Source organism: Frankia sp. CpI1-P, assembly GCF_001421075.1.
In the GTDB taxonomy this organism is placed as follows: domain Bacteria; phylum Actinomycetota; class Actinomycetes; order Frankiales; family Frankiaceae; genus Frankia; species Frankia torreyi.
On sequence record NZ_LJJX01000008.1, the window covers coordinates 1 to 24,117 of the forward strand.

A 24,117-nucleotide genomic window follows, 5' to 3' on the forward strand; every position below is an offset into this window, starting at 1 on the left:
GGGACTCGAACCGGGGCAGCAACGGTTCCACCAGCTCCCACAGATCATCCGGGACCAGCCGCTGAGCGAGGCTGTTCTCCATCACATCCATGATCAGATATGTACCCGGGCCGGCCACACAAGACACGCTCTAAGGCAGGGCGGCTGACCAGGGCCCACTTCTCGCTGGGCAGGCCCCGCTGGCACCGCCGAGGCCGGCGATCCGCTGCTCACGGTCCGGGCAGCACCCCTTGGAGCGCCGCTCAGATAGAGGCGAACTCCCAGGGCTGGCCGCCCATTTACAAACGCCCCCTACAACGCCCCGTGAGTATAGGCGTCAGCAAGGGTGTAGCTGGCGGAGCGCGCTTCGTTGGCCGGTCGGCCGACCGCCGCAGCCGACCCTCCACCGGCCCATTTCCGCCCCGCCCGGACCCACACGCCAGTATTTCCGGCTTCGAGGCGTCCATTGGGCACCGCCGGTCGGATCGGATCTCCCCGCAATCTACCGGGCCACCCAGCAAGTTCGCGGCCAGTGATCCCGACCTGTGTAGCAAAACCGCCGGCCACGGCGCGACCACACTCGCCAGGTCAGCTCGGCCCGCACGGGCAGAATCCCCGCCCGGCCGGTCCGGGAGGCGAATTCTCCATCAATGCTAGATCCTCAGCGCAGAATCCCGGTGCCGCCCGCCGGGCGCCGTGCCTGGACGTGGCCTATCCTCAGCCCCCGCCCGTCGTGAGCGCAGGAATGTCGATCACCCGGACCGGAACCGTCGACGTGGTCGTCAGCCCAGGGAACGCGCCGGCCTGGCCCGCACCCGCCCAGGTCACGTCCCAGCGTACCGTCGCCGTCACCGTGAACGTCCCGCCCGGCTCGTCCAACGAGCGGTGACGATAGGTATAGCCACAGTCCGGCGATGCGCTCTTCGGATCGGCCCCGGCCGGGAACGGCGTGCCCGGCCCCGTGCAGGTCACCGTCCCGCCGTCCCCCAGAGACCAGTTCACCGAAACGGGTCTGGCGACCGCGGTCACCGACACCCCGCCCGCCGCCGCGGTCGCCGCCACCTGGTTCCACCCGGCCNCATCCAGCCACAGCCACGTCGGCAGCTGCACCAGCTGATCGCGAACCGGACTCATCGAGATCGCCGGACCTACGAGTCCCAGATGGTCGCGGGCCTGGGCTGCCAATGCCTCCGGATCGACCGCTGGTCCGGGGACTGGCGGGTCCGCCAGCCAGACCGGGGGCCGGTACAGCGCGTCGCGGACACCATCGGTCGTGCACTGGTACAGGTACCAGGCTCCCGGACCCCGGCCCGGCTGGGACGCCACTGCCTCCACCGACAGCCCCGAACGCGCCACCGCGGCCCGCACGACCAGACCCCCACTCGCCGGCCGCTCATAGACAACCGGCCGCATACCACCCGCTGGCGGCTGGTAGTCACTGCGGACGTAGGCGCACTTCGCCGTCTCCGGCGGCGTCAGATTCCGGTCGCCCGGCGCAGCGCCCCTGCCCTGGCCCCCGCCACCGGCGCCGGGCGCAGGGCCCTGTGGCGCGGCTGGCGCCGCCGGGGAAGATCCCCCGCCCGCGAACAGCTCGCAGCCCGGATGCGGGTTCTGATCGCAGTTCACCGAGCCATACCAACCCTGATCATCCGGACCTGTGGCTGGCGGCAACTCGGCGTTCGCGGACGCAACACCGCCGATGCACACGGCCGCCACGACGGCGAGGACGCCCCCGATCCGGGCTAGCACGAGCCCACCGACCCCACGGCGAAACGGGTGACCCGCCACGCACCGTCCTGGTGGAGCCTCACCTCGGCGGTGATCTGCCGGCGGCCACCGGAAGATCCAGCGACCAGCTGTCCGTCATCCGGCTGACCTGGATCGGCGTGGTACTTCTGCCACCCCGAGTCGTCCCCACAGTCCGCGAGCAGGACCGTCGTGGGCGCGGCAGGAGGGTCAGCCGAGGTCACCGTCGGCTGGTTCACCGACTGGCCCCTGGAGACGACCTTGTTGAAACGGTCGGCATACAGCGTGCCAGTGATCACCTGGAGTGCCGCGCCCGAAGCGTAGCGGGACAGCTCAGGAGACTGCCAGTCCGACGTGTGACTGGCGACCGCGGTCGCCCGCCACATCCCCAGGTACGCGGCCACCGCCTCGCTGCTCGCGACCTCGGCCGCAGACGTCGGCGACGGCGTGACGCTCGCCCGCGCGGTCGACGAGACAGCGCTGCTCGTGCCAGCCGCACCAGGCGTCGAGCCGCCGTCCGAACAGGAGACCAGCACCGCGACGACGACCGCGAGGAGCACCCCGTTGGCCAGCCGGCCAAGCGGCCGGCGATTGCCAGGTCTGTGACGAGGAGCCACCGCGTCCACCTCGCAACGTCCGGCGCCGATGGGTCACGGTCCCGCTGCGGACCGTACCTCCAGCTTGCCCGACCAGACCCGCCCAGACCCGTTCCAACTTTGCAGTTGGAACGGCGACCCAGCACGATTTGACTCGTTACGGCTAGAAGGTGACTGGTTGATAGGAAGACGTCGTGTAGCTCGAAAGAACTATCGGACGCGTGCAGAAGAGCGGCACCTACCGCCGGACGGTCCACGCTCCGGCACGCCGACGGCGCCCGGTGGAGCAGGTTGTGCCCGTCGACCAGCAGCAAGGGCGAGAGGATCGGCATGGATCACCGTTTCGTACGCGTCCCTGNCCGAGGACATCCGGGTGCCCGCGACACGGGCAGCACGGCGTAGCCGATGCGGCCAGCTCCAGATCATCCATGACACCCGCGCAGCGCGGTCGCGTACTGCACCGTCGGCGAGACGGAGTGCCCAAAACCCGAATCTTCGCGCGCTGAGGCTTGCGGTGTCTATGCGTGTCCCGCATGGCCGTTACCGCTTATTGGCATAGTCATGTTCCTCGCTTGGACAGACGCTCGGGACGCCGTGTCGCTGCGTGAAAGGACGGCTCGTTCGTGTCCGAGTGCGCTCGTTCGCATGATTCCTTCCCGTCTTCCCGATGAGCACCGCCGACCGCGCCAAGACGGAAGAGATTCTTCCTGATGGCGCGAATGTGGCATTCGCCGGCCTGACGGCTGCGGGCAAGACCACTCATGCTCGGTTGTTGGCCAGCGAGCTGGGCTATGGGTATGTCTCGGCAACCGAGGTGCTGTTGGATATCCTCGGCACGCCCGTCACGGCGGAGAGGGCCTGGCTGGAGCGGTACAACGAGATTCAGAGGGCCCGAGCAGGTGATGCCGCGGACGAGGAGTTGGACCGGCGGCTGTTGGAGTTGGCTGCCAGCCGGCGGCGCACGGTGTTCGACACGTGGGCGTTGGCCTGNCTCGCACCGGGTCCGCTGGTGCGGATCTGGATCGAGTCCGACCCGCCGTCACGTGCTCGTAAGTGCCTGGTCTCACAGACGCTCACCCGACTGTCCTTGGCGGAGTGCGACGCGCTGGTCCGGGAGAAGGACTCCCACACCNGCGATTCCTTCGCGCGTCGCCATCGGTTCGACCTTTATGTAGCCCGCGATCGTTACGACCTCGTTCTCTGTAACTCGCATCTGATCCCGACTGCGGACCGGAGGTCTGCGGACCGGGGCATCGCCGTGTTCGCTCCCATCGTGCACGCCGCCGTCACCGCGCTGCTGGGCGGCTGGCCGCCCGAGGAACTGGCTCGATTGAAGAGGCTGCACCCGGCCGAAATTTTGCGTATAGGCCGGCTCTCCACGTCCCGAGCCGCGGGTACCAGGTGCCACCCGCCTTTCTGATTCGGCTATCCCCTCGCTCGTCCGAAGGACGAACTCTCCGGAGGTGTCCGCGATGCGTGTCTCCTTGCTCTACCCCGAGGTCTACGACATGGCTCGGTTCCGGGAACGTCGCCGCGAGTTCCCGCCGTTCGGAGCGCTCTACCTGGCCGCGGTGTTGGAAGACGCCGGCCACGAGGTGGCGGTCGTCCAGGTACGACCCGACGATCTCGCCCTCGACCTCACCGGCTTCGAGGCGGTCGGGTTCAGCCTCGCCTCCTCAGCGACCTACGGCTTCATGGNAGCGGCCCGCGCGCACAGCCGGATCGACCCAGAAGCGCTCGTGATGGTTGGTGGCGTGCACGCCAACTTCTACCCAGACGACGCGCTGCGCGACTTCGCCGCGGACATCGTCTGCGTGGGCGAGTCCGAGGAGACAATCCTCGACGTGCTGGCCCGCGCCAGCGCCGGCCTGCCGGTCACCGGGATCGCCGGCACCCGCTGGGCCGAGGACGGCCAGATCCAATCCGGGCTCCCCCGTCTGCTGATACGGGACATCGACCGGCTACCGCTGCCGGCACGACACCTGCTGCCCGTGGAGGACGTCGTGATGACCGACCGACTCGCCGGCCATGACGTGCGGATGGCACACGTGATGTTCAGCCGGGGCTGCCCGTTCCNATGCTCGTTCTGNGCCGCCGGCCAGACCCGCATCCAATATCGCTCCGGAGCGAGCGCGTACACCGAGCTGGCGCACCTCGTGGACCGCTACCACATCGGCGGGTTCGCGATCGTCGACGACAACTTCGTCGTCAACAAGCGGAAGGTCGCCGACATCTGCGACGCGGTCACCGACCTGGACCTGTCCTGGTCGGCGCTATCCCGCGTCGACACCGTCAATGCGGCCCTGCTGAAGACAATGGCCGCCTCCGGCTGCATCGAGATCAAATACGGGGTCGAGTCCGGCAGCGAACCACTCCTGCGGGCCATGCGCAAGAACACCACCCGCGCCGAGATCAAGGCCGCGTTCGCAGCGACCGCCGACGCCGGGATCGGCGCCAAAGCGTTCATCATCCACGGCTTCCCGGGCGAGAACCGGCAGACAACCGACGAAACGATCAGCCTGCTCGGCGAGCTGGGGTCGTCACTGACCCGCGTCTCGCTGTTCCGGTTCGTCCCACTGCCCGGCACCCAGGTCTACGCCGACCCAGACCGCCATGCCATGCGCGGCCTACACACTCAGCCCGACTGGGACGGGGACTGGTCGAAGTTCCACATCCACCACAACGACCGCCACTGGTGGGGCAGCCCCGACCAGTGGGCCGAACTCGAAGACTCCTACCGCAGGCTGCGCGGCTTCGTCGAGGACCACTGGGGCGCCCAGGGGTGACCACCAGCCCACCCCTGCCCGCTGCTACCGTGCCCTGGTGATCAGCCGGCGCCCGCGCACCGTGGGAGCCGTCACCCTCACCGACGTCCAAGCCCGTCGGCTCTGGAACTGGACCCTGTCCCGCCAGGGGCTNCACCCTCGCCGCCGGCTGACCTCTGCCGCGCAGATCAGCCACGCAGCGCTCGGGCTGCACGCGGCCCGCCTGCCGTCCCCGTTCGCGACCGTCCTCGCCCGCGCCGAAGACCCCGAGGTGGCGCTGTCGCTCTTCAGTCGATCCCCTGGGCTCATCACGCTGCGCTGCATGCGCCGCACGTTGCATCTCCTCCCTGTGGATCTCGCCGCCGCCGCGCACCGGGCCACCGTCCACTACCGGCTGCGCGACGCCACCCGCCGCGCGTACAACGCCGGCGTCCCTGACCATGTCCTCACCCAGATCCGTGCGCAGCTGCCAGAACTGCTCGCGGATGGGCCGCTACCGCACCGGCGTATCGAGGACGCCCTCGCTCCCACCAGCCCGGCCGCGGTCCGGGCCGCGGTCAAGATTGCCTGGGAGTCGGGCACGCTCACCTATCTGAATGCCTCCGGCTGCTGGAACGCCGAACGACGCATGTTCGGTCTGACCAGCCAGCTCCACCCCGGTCTCGATCTCGACCCCGACCCGCGGAGCGCTACCCGCATGCTCCTGCGGGCCTACTTCGACCGATACGGGCCAGCAACACTCGGCGACGCGACCTGGTGGTCCGCCCTCTCCCAGACCGCCGTCCTCGACGCACTCGACGACCCCGAGACTGCGCTACTCGAAGTCGCCACCCCTTGGAGCCCGTCCCCGGCCTACATGGCGGCCGACCGCTACGACCAGTTCAACGCGGCCGACCCCGACACCTACACCACCGGGCTGCAAATGCTCGCCCACGAGGACGTCGCGCTCAAGGCCTACGCCGAGACCCGCACCCGCTACCTCGCCGACCTCGCCCCACGGCAGGCCTTCAACCAGATCGGNGAAGCCCTCCCCACCGTCCTCCTCGACGGCGAGGTATGCGGCACCTGGTCGTGGGAACCGGCCAGCCGAACCGTCGTCGCGACCCTCCTGCCCGNCCAGGCCACAACAACTATCCGGCAGGTCACAGCCGCCACCGAAGGGCACACCGAAGCCCTGCGCGCCGGCTGGCGACCTCCCGCCCTTCCTGCCGCCCGGCCCGACCCCCGGCAACTCGCCCTCGCCCTCTGACACCAGCCCGCCCAAACCCGAACAGACGAAAGGGACCTCCGTGCAGCCCCTCGCCGCCGACGCCAGCCTCGCCGACCTCCAGCGCTACGTCGCCGAGATGGAAACCGAACGAGGCTTCACCGGTCGCACAGTTCACGACCAGACCTGGCGCCTCATGGAGGAAGCCGGCGAACTCGCCCGCGCCGTCCGCAAGAACGACGGACAACGCACGCTGACAGGTGAACTGGTCGGCAGCGTCGACGAAGAACTCGTCGATATCCTGATCTTCGCCTGCTCCATCGCCAACCGCCTCGGCATCGATCTCACCGACGCCATCCGCGCGAAAGAAGCCCTCAACGAGACCCGCAGCTGGCCCGGCACGCGACGGGAAGCCCCAGCCTCAGCCTCGTAGACGTCGCACCGTCGCCACGCCTGGTGCGTGGTGGCTCAGCCGGTTGCGGCTGTGTATCTGGCCAGGACCTGGTCGATCTGCTCGGCGAGCAGGAAGTCCAGTTCGGTGATCTTCTGGCCGGCGCTGTAGGTGGTGAGGCTGAAGTGCAGCGTCTCCCAGCGCAGGTCGATGTCCGGGTGGTGCTGGAGTCGCTGGGCGGGAACCATCACGTCATTGATCGCTTGGACGGCGGTGTAGTACTCCACGCGGAACGTCTTGTGGATCTCTTCGCGGTCTGGGTCCTTCTCCCAGCCGCCCAGCTGGCTCAGCCGCCTGGTGACGTCCTCGGCCCGGAGCGGGTCGCGCAGTACCATCCTCAGTCCTCCTCAAGTGTCGCCAGCAGTTCCGCCACCTCATGCCCCGGCTGGGTGCCGTGCCACGGTGTCAGCTGTCGCCACACGGCGTGCAGCTCTCCGCGCAGGCGGGCCGAGCCGGTCTCGACGGCGACCGCGACGGCCTGGCCGACGGCCTCGACTGCCGCTTCGGGCTGGCCCGCCTGGGCACAGGAGACAGCGAGCCGTGCCCGGTACACGCCAGCATCGCGCCGGGCCGCTGGGGGAAGCCCGGCGATGACCTCCTCCCACAGCGTCCGTGCCGCCGCGCCAAGGCCGAGGCGGTTGTAGCAGGTCGCGCGTTGGGCCTCGATGTAGCCGGGGGTCCGCCGGCAGGCGTTGAACCAGGGATAGTCGTCGTCCACCCGAGGTAGCACCGCGGCAGCCTCATCCAGGGCCACGTCAACCGCCGTCCGGTCACCGACGAGCGCGTGGCCGTGAGCTGCCTGCTGGANGGCCTGTACCCGGACCTTGGCGCATAGCCGCGTCTGGTCCGCCAAGGCCGCCGCGGTCAGATCGAGGGTCCCCCGTCCGTCGCGCCGATCGGTGAAGATCATCGCCTTGTTGACCAGCGCGTGCCGGATGAGCTGGGTGTCGCCGACCCTGTGTGCCAACTCAAGGGTCTGGTTGGCCCAGCCCGTGGCCGCGGCCAGGTCGCCGGCGTCCTGGTATAGCCACGTCAGCAGCCCGCCGTACGCCGCGCCCGTACGCAGCAGATCCTGCCGATCCTCGCTCCTGGCAGTCTCGGTCAGGTGGTTCGTCAGCTTCTGCTGCGCTAGTACCGAAGGGATCACCGGGTAAGGCCCGAGCGCAGCTTCGGCCGCGTAGAACCCGTCGATCTGGGCGTTCAGATGGACGACGACGTTCCGCGCCACCTCGGGACGCGACGCGGGCAGTGCCGTGGTGCCCTTGGCCCATACTCCGGCGGCGCCGCCGGCCAGAAATGTCCGTCGGTCCACAGCCACGATGACCACCTCCCCGACCTCCGCGACGACCCGCCACGCATCGTCCCCATCGTCGGCCATCTCAACGCCGAGGAGAGAGGTTTGCGCGACCGTCGGCAAAGGCTCGCAGAACGGCGCCCGAGCGCGAGGTTCGCCAGGGCGGTCGAACCAGAGCAGGCCAGNGGGAATGCCGAGGACGTCGCTGTAGTGGATCAGTTTGGACAGCTCTTCCGGGGCACGGCCGTTTTCGAGGCGGNTGAGCTGCGGCTGGGTGAGTCCTAGCCAGCCACTGACGAGCTCCTGAGACAGGGTCTGGCGGTGGTGCGGGTGCGTCCGGTAGGCATGGATCACCCGGCCCAGGTGCCAGCTGGCGAGGGCATCACGCATCTGATCGGCTTGCCAGAACTCGGCTGGCAGTTTCGGCGGCGCGGAGCGGGTGTGGGTGGCCGTCCGCTGGCAGGGTCCGCAGACGGGGCCCAGGTTGTCCGCGGCGAGGCGGTGGCCGCACCGCGCGCAGCCGCGTAACGGGCGCGTCATCCCGAGCCGCCTCCCCAGCGATGTGTGCGGGCGGACGATCAGCGGAGTAACGCTAGCACTGCCCGTGACTGTGTCCATGCATCATGCGCATGAAGGTGTACCGGATCGCGGTATAGCCACTACCCGCCGCTGAATTTCACGCTCAGGATGTCGCACTCCATGGAGCCGGTCCGACACGGGCACAGGACCACATCGAATCGCGCCGGCGGAGATTCCCAGCAGAAAGGGGGTGGATGGCGATGCCCCTCGCCGTAGCGGTGCCGATGCTCGGGCCACCCGCGGTAGGGAAGTCGACGCTGGCGAGTCGACTTGGCCAGGCGCCGAACTGCGTGGTGTTCAGGCTGCGTGAGCAGGTGCCGGCGGGGCGGCTTGCTGCGACCGCGGGCGGCGCCGGGCCGCTGGGCTGGATGGATGACGTCACGGTCGCGACCGCGCTTCGCCGCTATCTCGACAGGGTGGTGCGCGCCGCAGGCGCACACGTAGTGATCTTCGACAACTTCCCGGGCAGCGGCCGACAGGTCCGGTTGCTGCTGGGCGAGCTTGCCTCCCTCGCGCCTGGCCGTGTGGTCCTGCCGATCGAGCTGTCGGTCGACGCGGTGACACTGCGCCGCCGTGCCGTGCAGCGGCGGGTCTGTCATCGCTGCGAACGTGACCCCGTGCGGGACCCGCGGCTGCCTGCTAAGGCGAGCGACGAGGACGCGCAGCGCTGTGGCCGGTGCGGCGGTGTGCTTCAACCCAGACGGGGCGACGCGCCCCGGCTGCTGCGTGCCCGGCTCGCCCGCTGGCAGCGCGAGGCCGCAGGCATCCGCGACGAGTTCGCCGCGGCCGGCATCGCGATCAGCCGACTCGATACCACCGGCAGCCTCGCCGATACCGCCGCTGCCGTGTCCGCCCTTGTGACCGCGAGGAGTACCCGTCGATGACCGCGCCCGTTCTCTGCATCCCTCCGAGACAGCTCGTCCGCGCCGAACCGACCGGCGACGCAGTCCATCTGCGTGCGCTCGGCCTGCGTGCGCTCGGCGTCCGGGCCCCGGTACTCGGGGTCCGGCCGTGACCCCGCTCTTGACCACGCCAACCGTGCACCCTCGATCGCCTGCCACCGCACCGCCCGACCAGCGCCGGCACGAAGCAGGAATCTGTGGCCGTGCGCAGTTGACAGTGAGCTGTCGCGACGAGCCGGACAGTCGTGAACGGCACCTCGACGACGCCGTCGGCCGTGTACAAGCCGTGCTGCCCCAGGCACATGTGGATCGTGGGATGCCGGGGGCGCGGGTACTGCGACTGCCGGGTGACGGCGAGGCGGTCCTCACCGCAGGCAGTGAACAGTCCGGCCAGAGGCTGACGCTGACCGCGGCGATCCTCGCCCCGGGTGACCTCGGCGGACGGGGGCAGGGGCGCCTGCTGACGGCGGTGGGTGCTCTACCGTTCACGGCGACTGAGATGGCCGACCTGCATGCCCAGATGCCCCTCACGTCGCGGCTGGCCGGCTGGCAGCCGGCCGGGGTGCTCGTCGATGTGGCGCCGGTGCTGGCGGTGCATCACATGACCGACTTCCTGGTGCTCGTCGACGCGTTGTGTGCGCTGGGCGTCGCCCCGGCGGCGATGACGGTGCTCGACAAGCGGTACGCCTACCGGCACACCCAGCGTGTCGACGCCCACCTGCGCGCCCAGGGCGTCACCGTGGCGGACTGGCGGGCGGCCCCGTTGGCGATCGCGGGCCACTGTGCTCGCGCGGACGCGGCTGGCCGGCGGCCGGTCCTGATCGACGACGGCGGCTACCTGCTTCCAGTTCTGCTCGACGAGTACCCCGATCTGGTGGGCCGGTTTCTCGGCCTGGTCGAGCAGACGACCTCGGGCATCGCCAAGCTCGCCCGGTTCGGCCCGGCGCTTCCGGTGCCGGTGTTCTCCGTCGCCGAGTCGCGGCTGAAGGCCACGATCGAGTCCTACGGCGTCGCCGACGCCGCCGTCCGCAACCTGCTCACGCTGCTCCCGCAGCAGAAGTGGGAAGGCAAACCGGCGGTCGTCCTCGGGTACGGCCGCATCGGCGAGCAGGTCGCCCGGGTGCTGCGCGACCGGCGGATGCGCGTCGCGGTCCACGACAGCGAGATGGTCCGCCTGGTCGCCGCCCACGAGGCCGGTTTCACCACCGGCCGGTCCGTGCGCCGTCTGCTCGCCACCCACCAGCCGGTTCTGGTCGTCGGCGCGACCGGGAGCACGTCGCTGCGCGGCGACCATCTGGACGGCCTACGCGGCGACTGCTTCCTGGCCAGTGTCACCTCCCGCGCCCGGGAACTGGCACTCGATGAGATCGCCGACGACGCCACGGTCCTCCCCGTCACGGCGGGCCTGCGCTACCACCGGCCCGGCGGCGCGACGGTCACCGTCCTCGCGGACGGCTATCCGCTGAACTTCCACCACGCCGAGTCGCTGCCCAACAGCTACGCCGACGTCGTCATGGCCGCCCTCGCTCTCGGCGCCATCGCCCTGTCCCAGTACCGCGACCGCTACCCGGCCGGGCACAACGTCGCCCTGACCGACCGCATCCTGGAGTCCAGCGGTCTACTGGAGCGCTACTACGCCGAGCACGGACCGACGACATGACCGCCCCACAGGACGATCGGATCTTCCCGGTCCACGGGTCCTCACAGCCGGTCGCCGCGTTCGCGGACCACCTGCGTGCGGTCCGCGACGGGCTGGATCTGCCCGTCGGGCTGATCACCGCAGAGCGACCACAGCTGCCTCGCCGCGGTCTGGTGCGGGTGGCGCACCTGGTCACAACGTCAGGCGAACGCGGACAGGTCGGCGACACTGTCGTCTGGGAGGTCATGAGCGCCGACGCTTGTCGCCGCTGGCTCGCCGGCGCGCCCGCCCCTGACCCGGCCGTCATCGAGGCCGCCGTGCCCGCGTTGTTCGCCCTGCGCTGCCTGCACCGCGCCGGAAAGATCGACCACCTCCGCGTGCCCGAGCTGGCCGAGCTCATCGCGGACCGTTACCTGTCCGCCAGGCTCGCCCATCAGCACTGGCCGCTTGTCCGTGAGGCCGCCGCCCGCGCACAGACCTACCTGGCCGCCCACGGCTTTGCCGCCGCTCGACCGACACCCGCCTGCCTGGTGAAGGAGCCGAACCGATGACCGACCCTGGCGCGCACGCCTCGGACAACAGCTGGGTTCGGGGAGNCGTCGACCACGCGCTCGTTCCCGCCTACCAGACCCACACTGCCACCCTGCGGGGCATCATCCGTCAGCGTCTCGTCACTCGCGCCCTGCGCACCTACCTGCCCGACCCGCCCGGCCGGATCCTCGACCTCGGCGGCGGTGACGGTATCCAGGCCATCGCGTTGNCCCGGCTCGGCTACCAGGTCACGATCTGCGACCCGGACCCCGACATGCTGCGCCAGGCCGAGGAGAACCTGCTCACCGAAACCGGCACGACCCGTGACCATGTCACCCTGATCCTCGGCGACGGGCATGACGCCGCCGGGCTCGTCGGTGGCGACTGGGACGCCACGCTCTGCCACGGCGTGCTGATGTACCTGCCCGACCCGGCTCCGCTTCTGAACGTCCTGGCCGCCGTCACCCGCCCCGGCGGGACGATCTCTGTCGTCGGGAAGAACGCCACCGCGCTCGCCCTGCGCGCCGGTCTCCANGGGCGCTGGCACGACACTCTCACCCTCCTTGACGACGAATCCCGCCGCGCCACCGTGACCGAGATCGGAAACCTCGGCGTCCCCAGCCGCGGCGACGACCCCCGCCACATCCAGGACCTGCTGACCGCCGCCGGCACCGAACCCGTTGCCTGGCACGGCATTCGCGTCTTCACCGACCACCTCGGCGACACCCCGCCCGGCCCCGACCTCGACACCGTGATCGAAGCCGAGTGGACCTCCGGCAGCCGCGACCCTTACCGCCAGATCGCCCGCCTCTACCACCTGATCCACACCCGCCGGCCATGACCCCCACCCAGCCACCCGCCAAGCCCTCGGCAGCTCGACCGCCCGACTTCCGTCGGCCTGTCGGCCAGTGGCGGCAGGCGCGTCGCACCTGCCGGCCGGGCTGCTTCGGCTACCACGCCGCCTGGTCTGTCTGTCGCCGTCTCGGGATCAAGAGCCATCCTGGCTGGCACCAGGACTTTCTGACCGCGAGTCTGTCCAGCCACCCGGACGCCGCGATCCGCCCACTCGACGTCGTCATCGCCGGCGCCGCCGACGACACGATGCTCACCNCCCTCGCCCGTGTCCCCCTGCCGTATCCGCCACGTGTCCACCTGATCGATCGGTGCGCCACACCCCTGGCCTGCAACACCGCCGCCGCCCTCCGGCTCGGGCTTGACCTCACCACCGAACAGCGCGACCTCGCCGCGCCACCCGCCACGGGACCCATGGATCAGCAGCACGCCGGCCCGCGCGGCTGGCCGCAGTCCCTCGCTACGGTGGACGTTCTCGTCACCGATGGCCTGCTGTCCCTGTTTCCCTCTCGCGCGGCTGTCGACGAACTGCTACGTGGGGTCAACCGCGTCCTGCGTCCTGGTGGCAGGTTCTGCTACACGACCCGGCTCACCGCCCGCCCGGACCAACGCCTCGAATACGACCTCCTCGGCCGCCTCCTCCAGACCACGACAACCCTCGCCTGCCAGCCCGCCACAGCGGCACAGCGCTGGGCCGCGGCCAAGCGAACCTGGTCCAGGCCCACCCGACGCGCGCCGTTCACCACCATCGATGCTCTGGTCGACGCCGTCGCCCACGCCGGCCTCACCATCATCGACGTCGAGCACGACACGGCCCCGCCGTCCGCCGCACTCGCCGCCCACCCCCGCCGCCTGTCCGCCACCNCGAGCACGATCGTGCGGCTGCGCGCCGAAGCCCGTCCCGGTCACTGATGGCCCTCCGAGTCGACCGCGTCGACTACCAGACGGACTCCCACCTGGACACCGAACTCGCCGACCTGTGCTACCAGTCCATTCACGGCCGCACCGACCAGCGGCCCGTCACCGCCGACCTCGTCGCCTCCCGCCTACACACCACCAACAGCCAGCCACCCACGTCCCTGGTCATTGCCCGCGACGAGCACCACCAGCTCATCGGCGCCATTGCCCTGCGATGGCCCTACGTCCCCACCGGCACCGGCCGGCTGTGGGGCCCCGTCGTCCACCCCGACCACCGCGGCCACCGCCTCGGCAACCGGCTCCTCGCGGNCATCTGCCACCCCGACGGCCAAGCCGCCACGCTGCCGGCCATCACCACCGCCGAAATCCCCAGCGCAGCCCCCGACGCTCACGCCCTGTTCACCCACGCCGGCTGGCAGCGAGTTCCCGGACCGACCCTGCTTCGCGGACCCATCCTGCCACCAGGGGCCGCCTCGCCGCCGCCGACCGTCTGGACCGCCCAGGACACCACCCCACACGATCTCGCCCGCCACCTCGGCAGGCTCTACGCCGCCACCTACCCCGACCAGGACCCGCGCACGGCGACGGACACGCTGCGGCGCTGGAGCCAGGACCGCCGCTACCAGCCAGACCGCCTCCTGCTCACCGGCCCCGCACGTCAGCCCGCCGCCGCAGCGTTGCTCTATCCCCTCGCCACCGGCCACAACGGCGAGNCAGCCGAACTCCTGATCGCCGACATCCTCACCGACCACAACCTGGCCNTCGCCGACCAGCTCGCCACATGCAACGACCTCGTCCACGCGGCCCTCCGGCACGGCGCCCTCGGCGGCTCGGCCGTCGTCCGCGCCGTCCTGCCATCCCATCGCCAGCCATGCCTCGCTGCGCTGGAAAACGCGGGCCTGGCACGCGTCGACGAATTCACGCTCTACGCCCCGCCCGCAGGGACCAGCCGGGACGAACCCTCAGCCCGACCATGACCAGCACCGACGTGTGCGCCGTGGCCGGCGTTGGGCCCTTTCACTCCTGATACGAGGCGGGGGTCGACTCGACCGTCCGCGGCGGATACGGGCTTCTCCCGCTGGCCGTGGGCCCCCGGCGCCGGCGGCAGGTAGGCGCCGCGGGCGACCGCCCACCGCTCGTGCGGCGAGACGTCGCGGACGGCCAGGGCCTCCGGGGGGTCCGCCCGGTCGAGCGGGCCACGCCCATCGATGAGTTTCGCGGGGACCAGGCGTCTAAGTGATCGTGAGTGTCCGCACGATGCGCTGGGCAGCAGGAGAATCAGGTCATGAACTCGATGGCACGCCGGATGTTCGAGCTGGTCGAGCCGATCGGTGTCATCCCCTACGCGGCCGACGAACCCAATGAGGCGATGTTCGCCCTGGGGTTCACCAGCTACTGGGATACCTACTTCGCCGGACGGGCGGCGCCTCTGGGTCTCGTCCCGGCGGAGGTGGTGGACGCGCTCTTCTACAACTTCGCTCCCGGCGAGGTCGCCCGCCACATCCCGAAGGTGTGGGACACGACCACGCCCGAAGCGGCGATCGCCGCTCGTCAGATGGGTTGTGTGAAGGCGTTGCGGCGGATCCTCGGTGATCACGTCGACTCGCCCGCCTTCGCANGGGCCGCCGAACTGTTGCTCAGGGCTGCGACCAGCGCACCGTTCGAGGGCCGGCCCATGTACGCCGCGCTGCGCGCGATCCCGATCCCCGATGACGTGGTGGCTCGCCTCTTCCATGCGGCTTCCCTGCTGCGTGAGCACCGTGGCGACGGGCACATCGCCGCCCTGATGATCGAAGGTGTCGGCGGTCTGGAGGCTCACGTCCTCTACGCCNTCGGCGTGGACATGCCTGCGGAGAAGTTCGGACGCATCCACCACCTCCCCCCAGCGCAGCTCGCCGCCGTGATCGACGGGATGCGCGCTCGCAACCTGATCGGAGATGACGGTTGCCTAAGCGAAACGGGCCGCGCCGTCAGGCAGCGGGTCGAGGCGCTCACCGACGACCTCGCCGCGAAGCCGTACGAGAGCCTCGGGCCCGACGAGCTCGACGAACTCGTGACCACCCTCGAACCGCTCGCCACACTGCTACGCGCCGACCAGAACCGGTAGACGGAGCGTAGCTACCAGGACGCGGATGGGGCGCAGCGGCGGGAAGCCGGCCGGGTGGCGCCTAGCGGCTAGGCAACCTGAAGATCGCGGAGGTATGCCCTGAACGCTCGCACATTCTCGCGACCCGATTCGGTGGGCGACACGGCGGTGGCCACGTCACGGCTGACCTGGACGATCGGACTGTTGTACTGGGCGCGCGGCAAGGCGGTCATCGCGGTGTACGCCTGGTCGATCCCGCCGTCGATGTCTCCACTGCGGATCTGGCACAGNGCACGCTGGAGGTCGACCAGAACCGGGCCGCGTCGGTTCTCGACGGGAAACAGACGCGAGGCGGCGGTCTGGGCCCCGTCGGCGCGGGTCCAGTCGCCGAGGTGAGAGTAGGTGTAACTCTCGGCAAGATGCAGGGCACGTTCGGACCACCCGAACCACGAGGCGGTGTCCCCGGAAACCTCGGGCGGCAGGCGCTCGAAGTTGATCTGCACCTCGGTCAGGACGCCTCGTGCTTCCTCGACGCGTCCCGCTCTGACGAGAACACGCGCTTTCCCGTCGAGGTAGTCCTGCACCGCCGCGGGCGGCGCGTGGACGCTGGCAGCGACCGCGTCGGCCTCGGCGACGAGGCCGAGGGCGTCCGCTACGGGTCGCTGTTCGTACAGCGCGCGGACGATCTCACGCCCGCGGGTCCACAGCCGCGCATGGACATCACCCGAAGCGTCGGCTGCCCGCTTCGCGGTGCGCCACCAGCGACGAGACGACGCCAAGTCACCGACGTCCGCCGTGGCATGTGCCGTGAAAGCCGCCAGCAGGGCCCCGATACGGCGCAGTTCGCGCACGACCGTGCTGTCGGTCTCGTCTCGTGCGACTCCGCTGAGGATCGACAGGTCGGCGTCGAGCCGACGCAACAGGTCGGCNGCAGGGTCGCTGCCATAGCTGAGGCTGTAGTCGTGCACGATCGCTCGCCACTCGTCAACGTCTGGTACGCCGTCGTCGGGCGCGAGCGACGTCGTCACCGTGTGGCGGGTGGGCTCCATCGCCGCGAGCGGAGCGACCAGACCGGCTCCCGCGAGAAAGCCGCGCCGGTCAACGGGCACGACAACCACCCCATGGGCACTGCGGACAAGCTCACGATCTCTCACCTCCAGACTACCGTCACGTGGTTCACCAGTGCGCCGAACGCCAGATTCGCTCCGGATTTCAGAGAGGGTGGCGCGCGGTGTCGAGGTCGGCGTGCCCGATCCGGTCATCGTGTCCAGGACAAGGCGATCAGCGGCCGTGTAGTTCTCGTGGTCATCGATGTCGAGGAGACTGCCTACCGGAGCGCCGTAGGCCACCGCCAGCAGCGCGAGAACGCGCGGGGTGGGCCNCAATCCGGACCGGGCCGGCCATTGCTCCAGCTGGCACAGGCGCGGCCCGGTCATCGGAGCACGCCCATCCTCGTCGTATCCGGTGCGTGCAGCGACATCGTTGACCCGGCGCGCGGCCTGATTCAACGTCCAGCCATGGGCATGCCGCCACGCCGCACGAGGCCGAAACCGGTAACGCCTCGCGAACTCAGCCGCGATCTCACCGTGCCCCATCCCCAGAGCCCGCATACGGGAACGAAGATCGTCCTGCTCCTCGCGCAAGCTAATCCGTGCCGTCNCCATCTCCACCCACTCAGTTCCTGGTCCGCAGCGCATCACTATCGGCGCAGACTAGGACTCCTGGTGACGATGTCTATGGGCGTTGTGTATGCCTGCCATCGATCTCTGGCATAGCCACCTCCGCCGTGCAGGACCGACGCTCGGGGTGTTCAGACCTGGGCGTGTCGCCTGCGACGGCTTCCTGGCCGCGCCCCGGTCCAGTAGCCGCAATCGCCAGATTGGCCAACCAATGCGACTTCTGGCTGTCACAGTTGAGCTAGAGCTGTCACACCCCGGCCGCAAAGGGTAGCGACGCGTCGCAGTCCGTGTCTAACCTGGCCGCCGCTGCGATGGCCCATCGTGAGGAGAGTTCTCATGTCAGAGGACGCGGCGGTTCTTGACCGTCTCACCGCGGACCTGTTCGACCTCGGTACCCGGGCGGTGCCGGTGACCGACGTCGCCGGGTCAAACACGACGACGGACTGCACCGACGACGGCTGCTCACGCACCTGTCCGAGCGTGGGTTGCTCGGCGACTTGCGCGAACCGCGATTAGCGAGACCACCGGTGCGTTCGCGGCTGTTCGAGCCGTTACCGGGNGCCGCAGTGCTGGCGCCCCTCGAACCCTGCTCCCTGCGCAAGTCCCGGCCACGCACCTGCACCCAGCTCATCCTGGAAGCGAAGATCCCGCGAGTGGTCATCGCCTGGCGCGAACCCAGCCTTCTTCGTCGCCGACTGCCAAGGCTACGAACTCCTCACCCAGGCCGGCGTCACCGTCGTGGAACTACCCGAACTCGGCGAGCAGGCCCGCNCCATGAACGCCCACCTGTCGGTGTGATCCGATTTCGGCTAACGTCCGCTCGGCTTCGGAACGCTCTGGGCCGGTGTTCGCCGCCGGTCAGTTGCCACACGGGGTGGGAAGTTAGTACCAGGGGTCGAGCGCACGCAGGCGCTCCGCAACCCGCGCAACGACCGCGGGATCCGTACTGAAGGTGATGTCCGGTAGGCCCGGCGCGCGTGCCGGGGCGGCCGTTGGCTCGGGCACGGGTCGTGGGGTGCGCTCGGGCAGCGGTGGCTCATCGCGGCGGCGCTGAACAGGCACAATAGCGCCGGGAAACCGTGCCCACACGACGATCCCGCCGGAGGTCGCCCTATAGGATCCCCACCGGTCGGTGAGCGCCTCGACGAGGCCCAGCCCTCGGCCCGTTTCGCTGTCCTCGTCCGGTCGCTGCACCGTAGGCAGGGGGACGTCGGGTCGGCTCCATACTTCGACCAGGACGTCGCCGCTGGCGGTGGATAGCCGGACCGCGACGAACTCGTCTTCCGGGCGGCTAGCGCGCACGGAATTGGTCACAAGCTCGGACAAGACCAGTGCGGCGACCTCGACGGCCTGCCCGTCGACCGACCATGCTGTCAGCGTCTCGACGGCTTCCGCGCGCACGACGGGGACCGCCGCGTCGCAGGGCAAAAGGCGAGCCACAGCGACGTGGCCGGTCGTGGGNCGGCTGGGTGTCGTGCGGAAGCCGGTGCTGGTCACAGCCGTGGGGACGGCGAACGGAGCCGCCGCTGGCGGGAGGTGGCTCATGTGATCGTCCGCCATGCAGCGGGCTGGCTCTGGGGCGTGACCTGGTGCTGGTCAGCGCGGGGTGCCGTGACGGTATGGAGACGTGCCCCGAGCACCTCGATCTCGACCTCGATGGCGCGGCGCACCGCGGGCAGAGACGAGAGGTGGTCGACGTCGATCACGAGGACATCGCCGCGCGCTCGCAGGACGGTGTCGAGCAGGACGCTGAGGCCGGGTCGGACGAGACGCCCCGGCGGTACGCAGCGATCGACGAAGACCTCGGCGAGGTTCATGCCTTCCTCGCGGGCGTGGTCGGCGAGCTGGTCGTGCAGGCGGTCGATGACGGCTTCGTCGGTGTGGTCGACGCCGATGTAGCCGTACACCGCTCGTGCCGGTTTGCTGGTCGGGAGGATCGGGATCGGCCCGCTGTCCACGGCTACCTCCATGCAGGCTTGGCCGCTGGCTCGCGCCCGAGGCCGAGGAGGTGTGGTCGACTCGGCCCCGGGCGCGTGGCGTAAGCGTCCGCAGGCCAGACAGGATGGGCTATGCCGGTTCCTGTATGACGCTCATGCGTCGCGCGGTTGAGATCGCACCGGCCGTACACGATCTGGACTTACACTGCTGGCACATAGCACCCGGACGGCCACAAGTGGGAGCAGGACGAGTCATGAACGCCGCATCGAGCCGCTACTGCGGCTCGTGCGGAGGTCGGTTGGCGCGCGACAACACCGACTCCCTGTGTGCCCGGTGCATCGGCCACAGCCGCAGAGCGCAGGACACCGCTCCCGACGTGCCGGAGCGGTTCTGGCACACCGACCAGATGCGTGACGCCTTCGCGGCCCAGCACATCGGCCGGGTCTCCGCGGCCTACCGCCTGCACCCCCACCACCCTCGGCCCATCAGCCAGGAACGGCTGGGCCGGTGGCTCACCCTGACGCAGGCCCAGGTCAGCCGGATCGAGAGCGGCCCGCCGATCCGTGATCTCGACCGGCTGGCGCACTGGGCGCGGACCCTGCGGATGCCGCCGCACCTGCTGTGGTTCGACCTCCCTGGCCGGCCCCGGCCGACGCCGGTGACCGTCGCGCCGGCCGCCGGGTCCAGCGGGCAGCTGTCACCGCCGGTCCCGGCGGCCGGAGGAACGCTCGACACGATCCGCTCGGCCACGCTCGCGTTCCGTGCCGCCGACCGCCAACTCGGTGGCGGTCGGCTGTACCCGGTGGTAGTCAGGTTCCTCCAGACCGAGGTGGCTCCGCAGCTGGTCGGCCACCAGTACCCGCCTTCGGTGATCTTCTCGGCGGCTGCGTCGTTGACCGACATGGCGGGGTGGCTGGCCTACGACGACGACCGTGGCGACCTCGCGGCCCAGCACTTCGTCCAAGCGTTCGGCCTCGCCACCGCGGCCGGTGACCAGGCGCTCAGCGCGCAGGCGCTCGTCAGCCAGAGTCAACTAGCCTTGGAAAATGGCCACCCTCGCGACGCCGTCCGGCTCGCCCAGGCGGGCCTCGCGCTGGTGCCGGATGACCCCCGGTACGGGGCCCTGCGAAGCCGCCTGCACGCCATGACCGCACGAGGCAACGCCCTGGCGGGCGCATCTGCCGCGTGCCAGGCCGCGCTGCGCAACGCCGAGCGAGAACTGGCCCGCGCGGTGCCCCCCGGCGACGAGTGGCTCAGCCCGTTCGACGAAGCGGCGCTCGCCGCCGAAGCCGCCATCTGCCTGCGCGATCTGCACGACTGGACCGCGGCCGAACGGGAGGCGCTGCGGGTCCTGGAGCTGCGCACACCTGACCGGACCCGTAGCCGGGCCTTCACCAACCTCACGCTGGCGACCGTGCACCTCGGGCGCGGCGACCTCGACGCAACCTGCGACGCCGGCATACGGGTCCTCGACGCCGCCACGCAGCTGGACTCCGACCGCGTCGTCAACCACGTGCGGGCGCTTGGTCGCCGCCTCGAACCGCACCTCGGCCTACCCGCCGTCGACGAGTTCCTTAGCCACCTCGCCACCACGCTGCCCGCCCGAGCCGTCGAGGCGTCATGAGCACCGCACAGGAATGGGAGGACAGCTACCGCGACCGGGTCGACGCCGAGTTCGCCCACCTCGCCGCCGGCAACGCCCGGCAAGCCCGCAAACGGGTCTCCGCCGACGCCGTCATCCGCGACGAAACCGGACGCCTCCTGCTGGTCGACCCGACCTACAAACCCGACTGGGACCTCCCCGGCGGGATGGCCGAGGCCAACGAACCCCCCCGCGACGCCCTCCGCCGCGAGCTCAAAGAGGAACTCGACCTCGACCTACCCGTCGGCGAGCTGCTGTGTGTGGACTGGGTCTCCCCACACGGACCCTGGGACGACCTCCTGGCCTTCGTCTTCGACGGCGGCACCCTGCGCGCCNACAGGGCTCACGCGCTCCGTCCCGTCGACCCAGAACTCGCCGCCGTCCGCTTCTGCCCACCGATCGAAGCCGCGCGGCTGCTGCGTCCCTACGTATGGCGCCGAACCCGAGCCGCCCTCACCGCCCTCGAACGCGGCAAGGCCACCTACCTCCACGACGGCCACGCCTGACCTGGTCTGAGCCACCCCGCCCAGCGACTGGACGGCGAAAATCGAGCTTCGCAGTGCTCAGGCTTCCGCGGCTAACGCCCAGCAGCTCATCGACGATCGGCGAGCAGCACAGGGGATCGGGCCGGCCTCGAAGTCACCGAGGCGGCACCGGTGGCGAGCATGGTGTCACAATCTGTCTCAGTATCCGTGTTGCCGTGATTCACGTCGGGTGAACGGCGTTGTGAACGGCGTTGGCCGTGGAGGTCTGGAGGCGTCCCCGTGAGCCAGGGAACCGTCGGTGCTGGCCCTCGGCTGGTGTACTTCACCGGTGACAGGAACGGCCCTGCGGGCACGTCCGCCCACGAAGCCCTGATGATCATCGCGCCGCAGTTCCTCGGCCACGGGGCCCGCTCGTCGAGGATCCTGGAGCAGTACCCGGACCGGGCCGGACTCGACGCGATGGTGTACGGCCTGGTGGAGTCCCGGGAGATCCTCGTGGTCGGTCAGAACCGGCTCGCCGACCAGCTGCGGGAGGTCCTGCGAGCCGGCGAGGTCCCGGGGTGGCGGCTACGGGACCTGCCCGCCGAGNAGACACCCGTCCACGCGCTGTACGCACGGCTGTCGGCACGAGCGGCCAACCTGTTGCGGCAGGGTTCGTTCGTGTCCGCGCAGGAGATCGCCGCTGTTCCCGACGNGGTCCTTCTTGAGATCCGGGGGCTGGGCCAGGGCGCGCTCGCCGAGATCCGTTCCGCTCTCGCCGACCCGTCGCTGCACGAGTTCACCGTCGCGCTCACCTCCGCGACCGACGACCCGGCCAGCCACGATCCCGATCCTGCTGGGGACGGCTTCGCGGCCCAGCTGCGGCCCGAGTTGCGGTATCGCTACCGCGACTTCCTCCGCGGGCTGGCCGCCGCTGACCTCCCGCCCGCGTCGTTGGACACGATCCTGGACTCACTCGCGGCCGAACCGGTGCCACTGGATGATCCGGTCGTCGCAGACATCCTGGTAGCAGCCCACGCCCTGGACCTTCTCGCCTACTACCAGAACACCCACGAGGTCCCGCACAGATCCCACCAGGGCTGGTGATCGTGGCGGGTGTTCAGCGCGGGAGGTGCGCGGCAAGATCAGGGATGCCCGCGTTCAACAGGCGGTGCATCGCCGCACCCGGCGCCCGGTTGAGCGCCTGGACCGGGAAGTCGAAGTACTCGGCGTCGTCGAACACCGGCTCGCCGCCGGGACGACGGGCGAACTGGACCCGGCCGTAGTCGACACCGTCGTCCGCGTCGCAGCTCATCCAGGTGATCGTCTCCGTCTCTCCCGGCTGCAACGGCGCCGTGAACAAGGGCCTCGCCTGGATGATCTCCCCATCGTCGAACCAGACCTGCGGCACGGCGAACACCCAGCGGTGGGTTCCGATCGCCTGCGCCCGAGCCGCGGAACGGATCTCGAACTCCAGCGCGGTCGCCCAGCTGAACAGGTAGTCGTAGTCACTCAGAATCAGGGTCCGCTCGCCGTGCAGGCCCACGATCGCGGGATAGTCACCGGCGCCGACCGCGCGCTGCACACGGGCCGTGATGTCCTCCACCAGCAGAGCGGTCTCCCTGTTCATAGCCCAGCACTTCCTTCCAGTTCGCTCTACAGGCCACACGACCCGCGGCCATGGCCGATGTCGGCCCCTTCACCTCTGATACGGCGCNCTGGCCGCACCGACCGTCCGCCTCGGGCGAAGAATCTTCCCGGCCGGCGGCACGCGCTCACGAGAGACGGCGAGGTTCCTCGCCGTCACCTGGATACGGCGACCGTGACAGCCCGACCGTCCGCCACCGACGCGGAACCGTCCGACGATCCACGCCCCTGCGCCACACGGCGACGCATTTCACCGTCCCCCTGATATGGCCGCTCAGTCAGCCCGACCGTCCGCCGCCACCCCGGACCACCCCGGATGACATCACCCGTCATGATCATTCGCCGGCGGCGGGCCGCGCGGCCCGGGTCCGCGCGCGTCACCATCGACGCCGTGCCGGACCAGACGCACCCGCCTGCCGGTCGCCTCGGGTGCCCACCGCTCGTCGTCAGGATCAGTCGCTGTGGATCGAATTGCGATCGTGGGCTGCGGGGAAGCGGGAAGTCCCACCTCGCCCGCGCGCTCGGGGCCGCGCTTGGCATCGAGCCGTACATCTGGACGCCCCGTACGACGACGCGGCCTGGAAGCCACTCGGCAAGGACACGTTTGCCGATCTGCAACCCGACCTCGCCACCGCCCCCTGGTGGATCATCGACGGGAACTACGCCGCCGCCCTGCCCATCAGGTTCCAAGCCCCCGACACGCTCAACTTCCTGGACCTGCCCGCCTCAGCCCGCCTGCGGCGAATCCTGCAATGCCGGCTCCGGCACGGCCGCGGCCAGCACCAGACGATCGGCGTCCACAACCGGATCACCTGGGACTTCATCGCTACATCGTCAGCTACCGCCGGACGAGGTCCCCGCATCTGCGCCCTGATCGCCGAGCATGCCGGGGCTGCCCAGGTCGTCGTCCTGCGCAGCCGCCATGCCACATGCCGCTTTCTCGCCGCCGTGTCGGGTTCCCTCCACGACCAGGGCAGTCACCGACGATCAGGAACGCCGCTAGCCCGTTCCCGACGCATGGGGACGCTTCTGTGTCGACCAAGGTCATNACTCGCGCAGGAATTTCGTTGCGCGCCCGAGGGGACCAGGCGAAGATCTATCTGGACGTACCAGACCGAATGCGGACAACTCGGGGGACCGGTGATACCGACGCGACCTACGCCACATACCCTGGAACGGCTCGCGTTCATTCGCTACCTGTA

Annotated in this window: 17 protein-coding genes and 14 pseudogenes; 25 read left to right on the forward strand and 6 right to left on the reverse strand. The window is 69.9% G+C overall.

Features of this window, described 5'->3' with window-relative positions; genetic code table 11:
- Positions 1 to 1,721: 1,721 nt before the first annotated feature.
- On the reverse strand, positions 1,722 to 2,342 hold the full coding sequence (locus tag FF86_RS07205) for a hypothetical protein (RefSeq protein WP_095212067.1): 621 nt from the start codon (positions 2,340 to 2,342) through the stop codon (positions 1,722 to 1,724).
- Between the two features lie 646 nt (positions 2,343 to 2,988).
- Between FF86_RS07205 and FF86_RS65555 the strand changes: the two are divergent.
- From FF86_RS65555 to FF86_RS07225, 9 genes and pseudogenes are all read left to right on the forward strand, one after another.
- Positions 2,989 to 3,311: pseudogene (locus tag FF86_RS65555) on the forward strand (hypothetical protein); the annotation flags it as partial.
- Position 3,312: 1 nt separating this feature from the next.
- Positions 3,313 to 3,453: pseudogene (locus FF86_RS65560) on the forward strand (cytidylate kinase-like family protein); the annotation flags it as partial.
- 1 nt (position 3,454) lies between these two features.
- Positions 3,455 to 3,741: pseudogene (locus tag FF86_RS65565) on the forward strand (hypothetical protein); the annotation flags it as partial.
- Between the two features lie 88 nt (positions 3,742 to 3,829).
- Positions 3,830 to 4,019, forward strand: a 190-nt coding sequence (locus FF86_RS65570) for a hypothetical protein (protein WP_396229806.1), incomplete at its 3' end; no start/stop codon positions are given.
- A gap of 1 nt (position 4,020) precedes the next feature.
- Positions 4,021 to 4,397, forward strand: a pseudogene (locus tag FF86_RS65575) (hypothetical protein); the annotation flags it as partial.
- A 14-nt stretch (positions 4,398 to 4,411) separates the two neighbouring features.
- Positions 4,412 to 5,107, forward strand: a pseudogene (locus tag FF86_RS65580) (B12-binding domain-containing radical SAM protein); the annotation flags it as partial.
- 187 nt (positions 5,108 to 5,294) lie between these two features.
- The coding region (locus FF86_RS65585; RefSeq protein WP_396229807.1) for a DNA glycosylase AlkZ-like family protein at positions 5,295 to 6,106 on the forward strand (812 nt) is incomplete at its 3' end.
- A gap of 1 nt (position 6,107) precedes the next feature.
- Positions 6,108 to 6,201, forward strand: a pseudogene (locus FF86_RS65590) (hypothetical protein); the annotation flags it as partial.
- A gap of 174 nt (positions 6,202 to 6,375) precedes the next feature.
- Positions 6,376 to 6,726 carry a MazG nucleotide pyrophosphohydrolase domain-containing protein gene (locus FF86_RS07225; RefSeq protein WP_052681302.1) on the forward strand — a complete coding sequence of 117 codons (351 nt, stop codon included), beginning with the start codon at positions 6,376 to 6,378 and terminating at the stop codon, positions 6,724 to 6,726.
- 35 nt (positions 6,727 to 6,761) lie between these two features.
- Here FF86_RS07225 and FF86_RS07230 read toward each other — a convergent pair whose 3' ends face one another.
- On the reverse strand, positions 6,762 to 7,079 hold the full coding sequence (locus FF86_RS07230; RefSeq protein ID WP_044887054.1) for a 4a-hydroxytetrahydrobiopterin dehydratase: 318 nt from the start codon (positions 7,077 to 7,079) through the stop codon (positions 6,762 to 6,764).
- Positions 7,080 to 8,817: 1,738 nt separating this feature from the next.
- Here FF86_RS07230 and FF86_RS07240 point away from each other — a divergent pair.
- The 11 genes and pseudogenes from FF86_RS07240 to FF86_RS65605 all read left to right on the forward strand — a co-directional run.
- A complete protein-coding gene (locus FF86_RS07240) occupies positions 8,818 to 9,501 on the forward strand; it encodes an AAA family ATPase (protein WP_044887053.1) in 684 nt (227 codons plus the stop codon).
- Positions 9,498 to 9,632, forward strand: coding sequence for a hypothetical protein (locus FF86_RS61985; RefSeq protein ID WP_255355731.1), 135 nt, complete (start codon positions 9,498 to 9,500; stop codon positions 9,630 to 9,632). Before FF86_RS07240 ends, FF86_RS61985 begins: the two co-directional genes overlap by 4 nt.
- A 203-nt stretch (positions 9,633 to 9,835) precedes the next feature.
- Complete coding sequence (locus tag FF86_RS07245; RefSeq protein WP_052681299.1) at positions 9,836 to 11,179, forward strand: hypothetical protein; 1,344 nt, start codon at positions 9,836 to 9,838, stop codon at positions 11,177 to 11,179.
- Positions 11,176 to 11,709: a hypothetical protein gene (locus FF86_RS07250; RefSeq protein ID WP_052681297.1), complete on the forward strand. Its 534-nt coding sequence runs from the start codon at positions 11,176 to 11,178 to the stop codon at positions 11,707 to 11,709. The genes FF86_RS07245 and FF86_RS07250 overlap by 4 nt, the downstream gene beginning before the upstream one ends.
- Before the next feature lie 104 nt (positions 11,710 to 11,813).
- Positions 11,814 to 11,918 (forward strand): annotated as a pseudogene (locus tag FF86_RS61990) (SAM-dependent methyltransferase); the annotation flags it as partial.
- Position 11,919: 1 nt separating this feature from the next.
- Positions 11,920 to 12,223, forward strand: a pseudogene (locus FF86_RS42545) (class I SAM-dependent methyltransferase); the annotation flags it as partial.
- Between the two features lie 303 nt (positions 12,224 to 12,526).
- A pseudogene (locus tag FF86_RS35575) lies at positions 12,527 to 12,799 on the forward strand (hypothetical protein); the annotation flags it as partial.
- A 653-nt stretch (positions 12,800 to 13,452) separates the two neighbouring features.
- Positions 13,453 to 13,768 (forward strand): GNAT family N-acetyltransferase (locus tag FF86_RS65595; protein WP_396229802.1); only part of this gene is annotated, 316 nt, incomplete at its 3' end.
- Between the two features lie 976 nt (positions 13,769 to 14,744).
- A pseudogene (locus FF86_RS42550) lies at positions 14,745 to 15,077 on the forward strand (MarR family transcriptional regulator); the annotation flags it as partial.
- Position 15,078: 1 nt separating this feature from the next.
- Positions 15,079 to 15,290 (forward strand): annotated as a pseudogene (locus FF86_RS65600) (MarR family transcriptional regulator); the annotation flags it as partial.
- A gap of 1 nt (position 15,291) precedes the next feature.
- Positions 15,292 to 15,566: pseudogene (locus FF86_RS65605) on the forward strand (MarR family transcriptional regulator); the annotation flags it as partial.
- Positions 15,567 to 15,634: 68 nt separating this feature from the next.
- Here the strand turns inward: FF86_RS65605 and FF86_RS35585 are convergent.
- The coding region (locus tag FF86_RS35585) for a hypothetical protein (protein WP_206778912.1) at positions 15,635 to 15,835 on the reverse strand (201 nt) is incomplete at its 5' end.
- A gap of 1,949 nt (positions 15,836 to 17,784) precedes the next feature.
- Between FF86_RS35585 and FF86_RS42555 the strand changes: the two are divergent.
- Positions 17,785 to 17,995, forward strand: a pseudogene (locus FF86_RS42555) (dCMP deaminase); the annotation flags it as partial.
- A gap of 111 nt (positions 17,996 to 18,106) precedes the next feature.
- Here the strand turns inward: FF86_RS42555 and FF86_RS07285 are convergent.
- The coding region (locus tag FF86_RS07285) for an ATP-binding protein (protein WP_131729368.1) at positions 18,107 to 18,685 on the reverse strand (579 nt) is incomplete at its 5' end.
- An 80-nt stretch (positions 18,686 to 18,765) separates the two neighbouring features.
- Positions 18,766 to 19,182 (reverse strand): recombinase family protein, encoded by a 417-nt coding sequence (locus FF86_RS07290; protein WP_044887046.1) that lies wholly within the window; start codon positions 19,180 to 19,182, stop codon positions 18,766 to 18,768.
- A 233-nt stretch (positions 19,183 to 19,415) separates the two neighbouring features.
- On the opposite strand from FF86_RS07290, the gene FF86_RS07295 reads away from it, so the two are divergent.
- From FF86_RS07295 to FF86_RS35590, 4 genes and pseudogenes are all read left to right on the forward strand, one after another.
- Entirely contained in the window at positions 19,416 to 20,786 is a 1,371-nt protein-coding gene (locus FF86_RS07295; RefSeq protein WP_128423497.1) for a hypothetical protein, read from the forward strand.
- A partial coding sequence (locus tag FF86_RS07300; RefSeq protein ID WP_242418342.1) for an NUDIX hydrolase occupies positions 20,783 to 21,139 on the forward strand: 357 nt, incomplete at its 3' end. The genes FF86_RS07295 and FF86_RS07300, both read left to right, overlap by 4 nt.
- A gap of 1 nt (position 21,140) precedes the next feature.
- Positions 21,141 to 21,310: pseudogene (locus tag FF86_RS42560) on the forward strand (NUDIX hydrolase); the annotation flags it as partial.
- A gap of 258 nt (positions 21,311 to 21,568) precedes the next feature.
- Positions 21,569 to 21,877 (forward strand): hypothetical protein (locus FF86_RS35590; protein WP_206778913.1); only part of this gene is annotated, 309 nt, incomplete at its 3' end.
- Between the two features lie 511 nt (positions 21,878 to 22,388).
- On the opposite strand, the gene FF86_RS07310 is transcribed toward FF86_RS35590, so the two are convergent.
- Positions 22,389 to 22,898 (reverse strand): hypothetical protein, encoded by a 510-nt coding sequence (locus FF86_RS07310; protein WP_055865202.1) that lies wholly within the window; start codon positions 22,896 to 22,898, stop codon positions 22,389 to 22,391.
- Positions 22,899 to 24,117: the final 1,219 nt, after the last annotated feature.

Bases quoted from the DNA above. Each gene is read 5' to 3' on its own strand.
- FF86_RS07250 (WP_052681297.1), top strand. From the start codon at position 11,176: ATGACCGCCCCACAGGACGATCGGATCTTCCCGGTCCACGGGTCCTCA.
- FF86_RS61985 (WP_255355731.1), top strand. From the start codon at position 9,498: ATGACCGCGCCCGTTCTCTGCATCCCTCCGAGACAGCTCGTCCGCGCC.
- FF86_RS07245 (WP_052681299.1), top strand. From the start codon at position 9,836: ATGCCGGGGGCGCGGGTACTGCGACTGCCGGGTGACGGCGAGGCGGTC.
- FF86_RS07240 (WP_044887053.1), top strand. From the start codon at position 8,818: ATGCCCCTCGCCGTAGCGGTGCCGATGCTCGGGCCACCCGCGGTAGGG.
- FF86_RS07230 (WP_044887054.1), bottom strand. From the start codon at position 7,079: ATGGTACTGCGCGACCCGCTCCGGGCCGAGGACGTCACCAGGCGGCTG.
- FF86_RS07295 (WP_128423497.1), top strand. From the start codon at position 19,416: ATGAACGCCGCATCGAGCCGCTACTGCGGCTCGTGCGGAGGTCGGTTG.
- FF86_RS07310 (WP_055865202.1), bottom strand. From the start codon at position 22,898: ATGAACAGGGAGACCGCTCTGCTGGTGGAGGACATCACGGCCCGTGTG.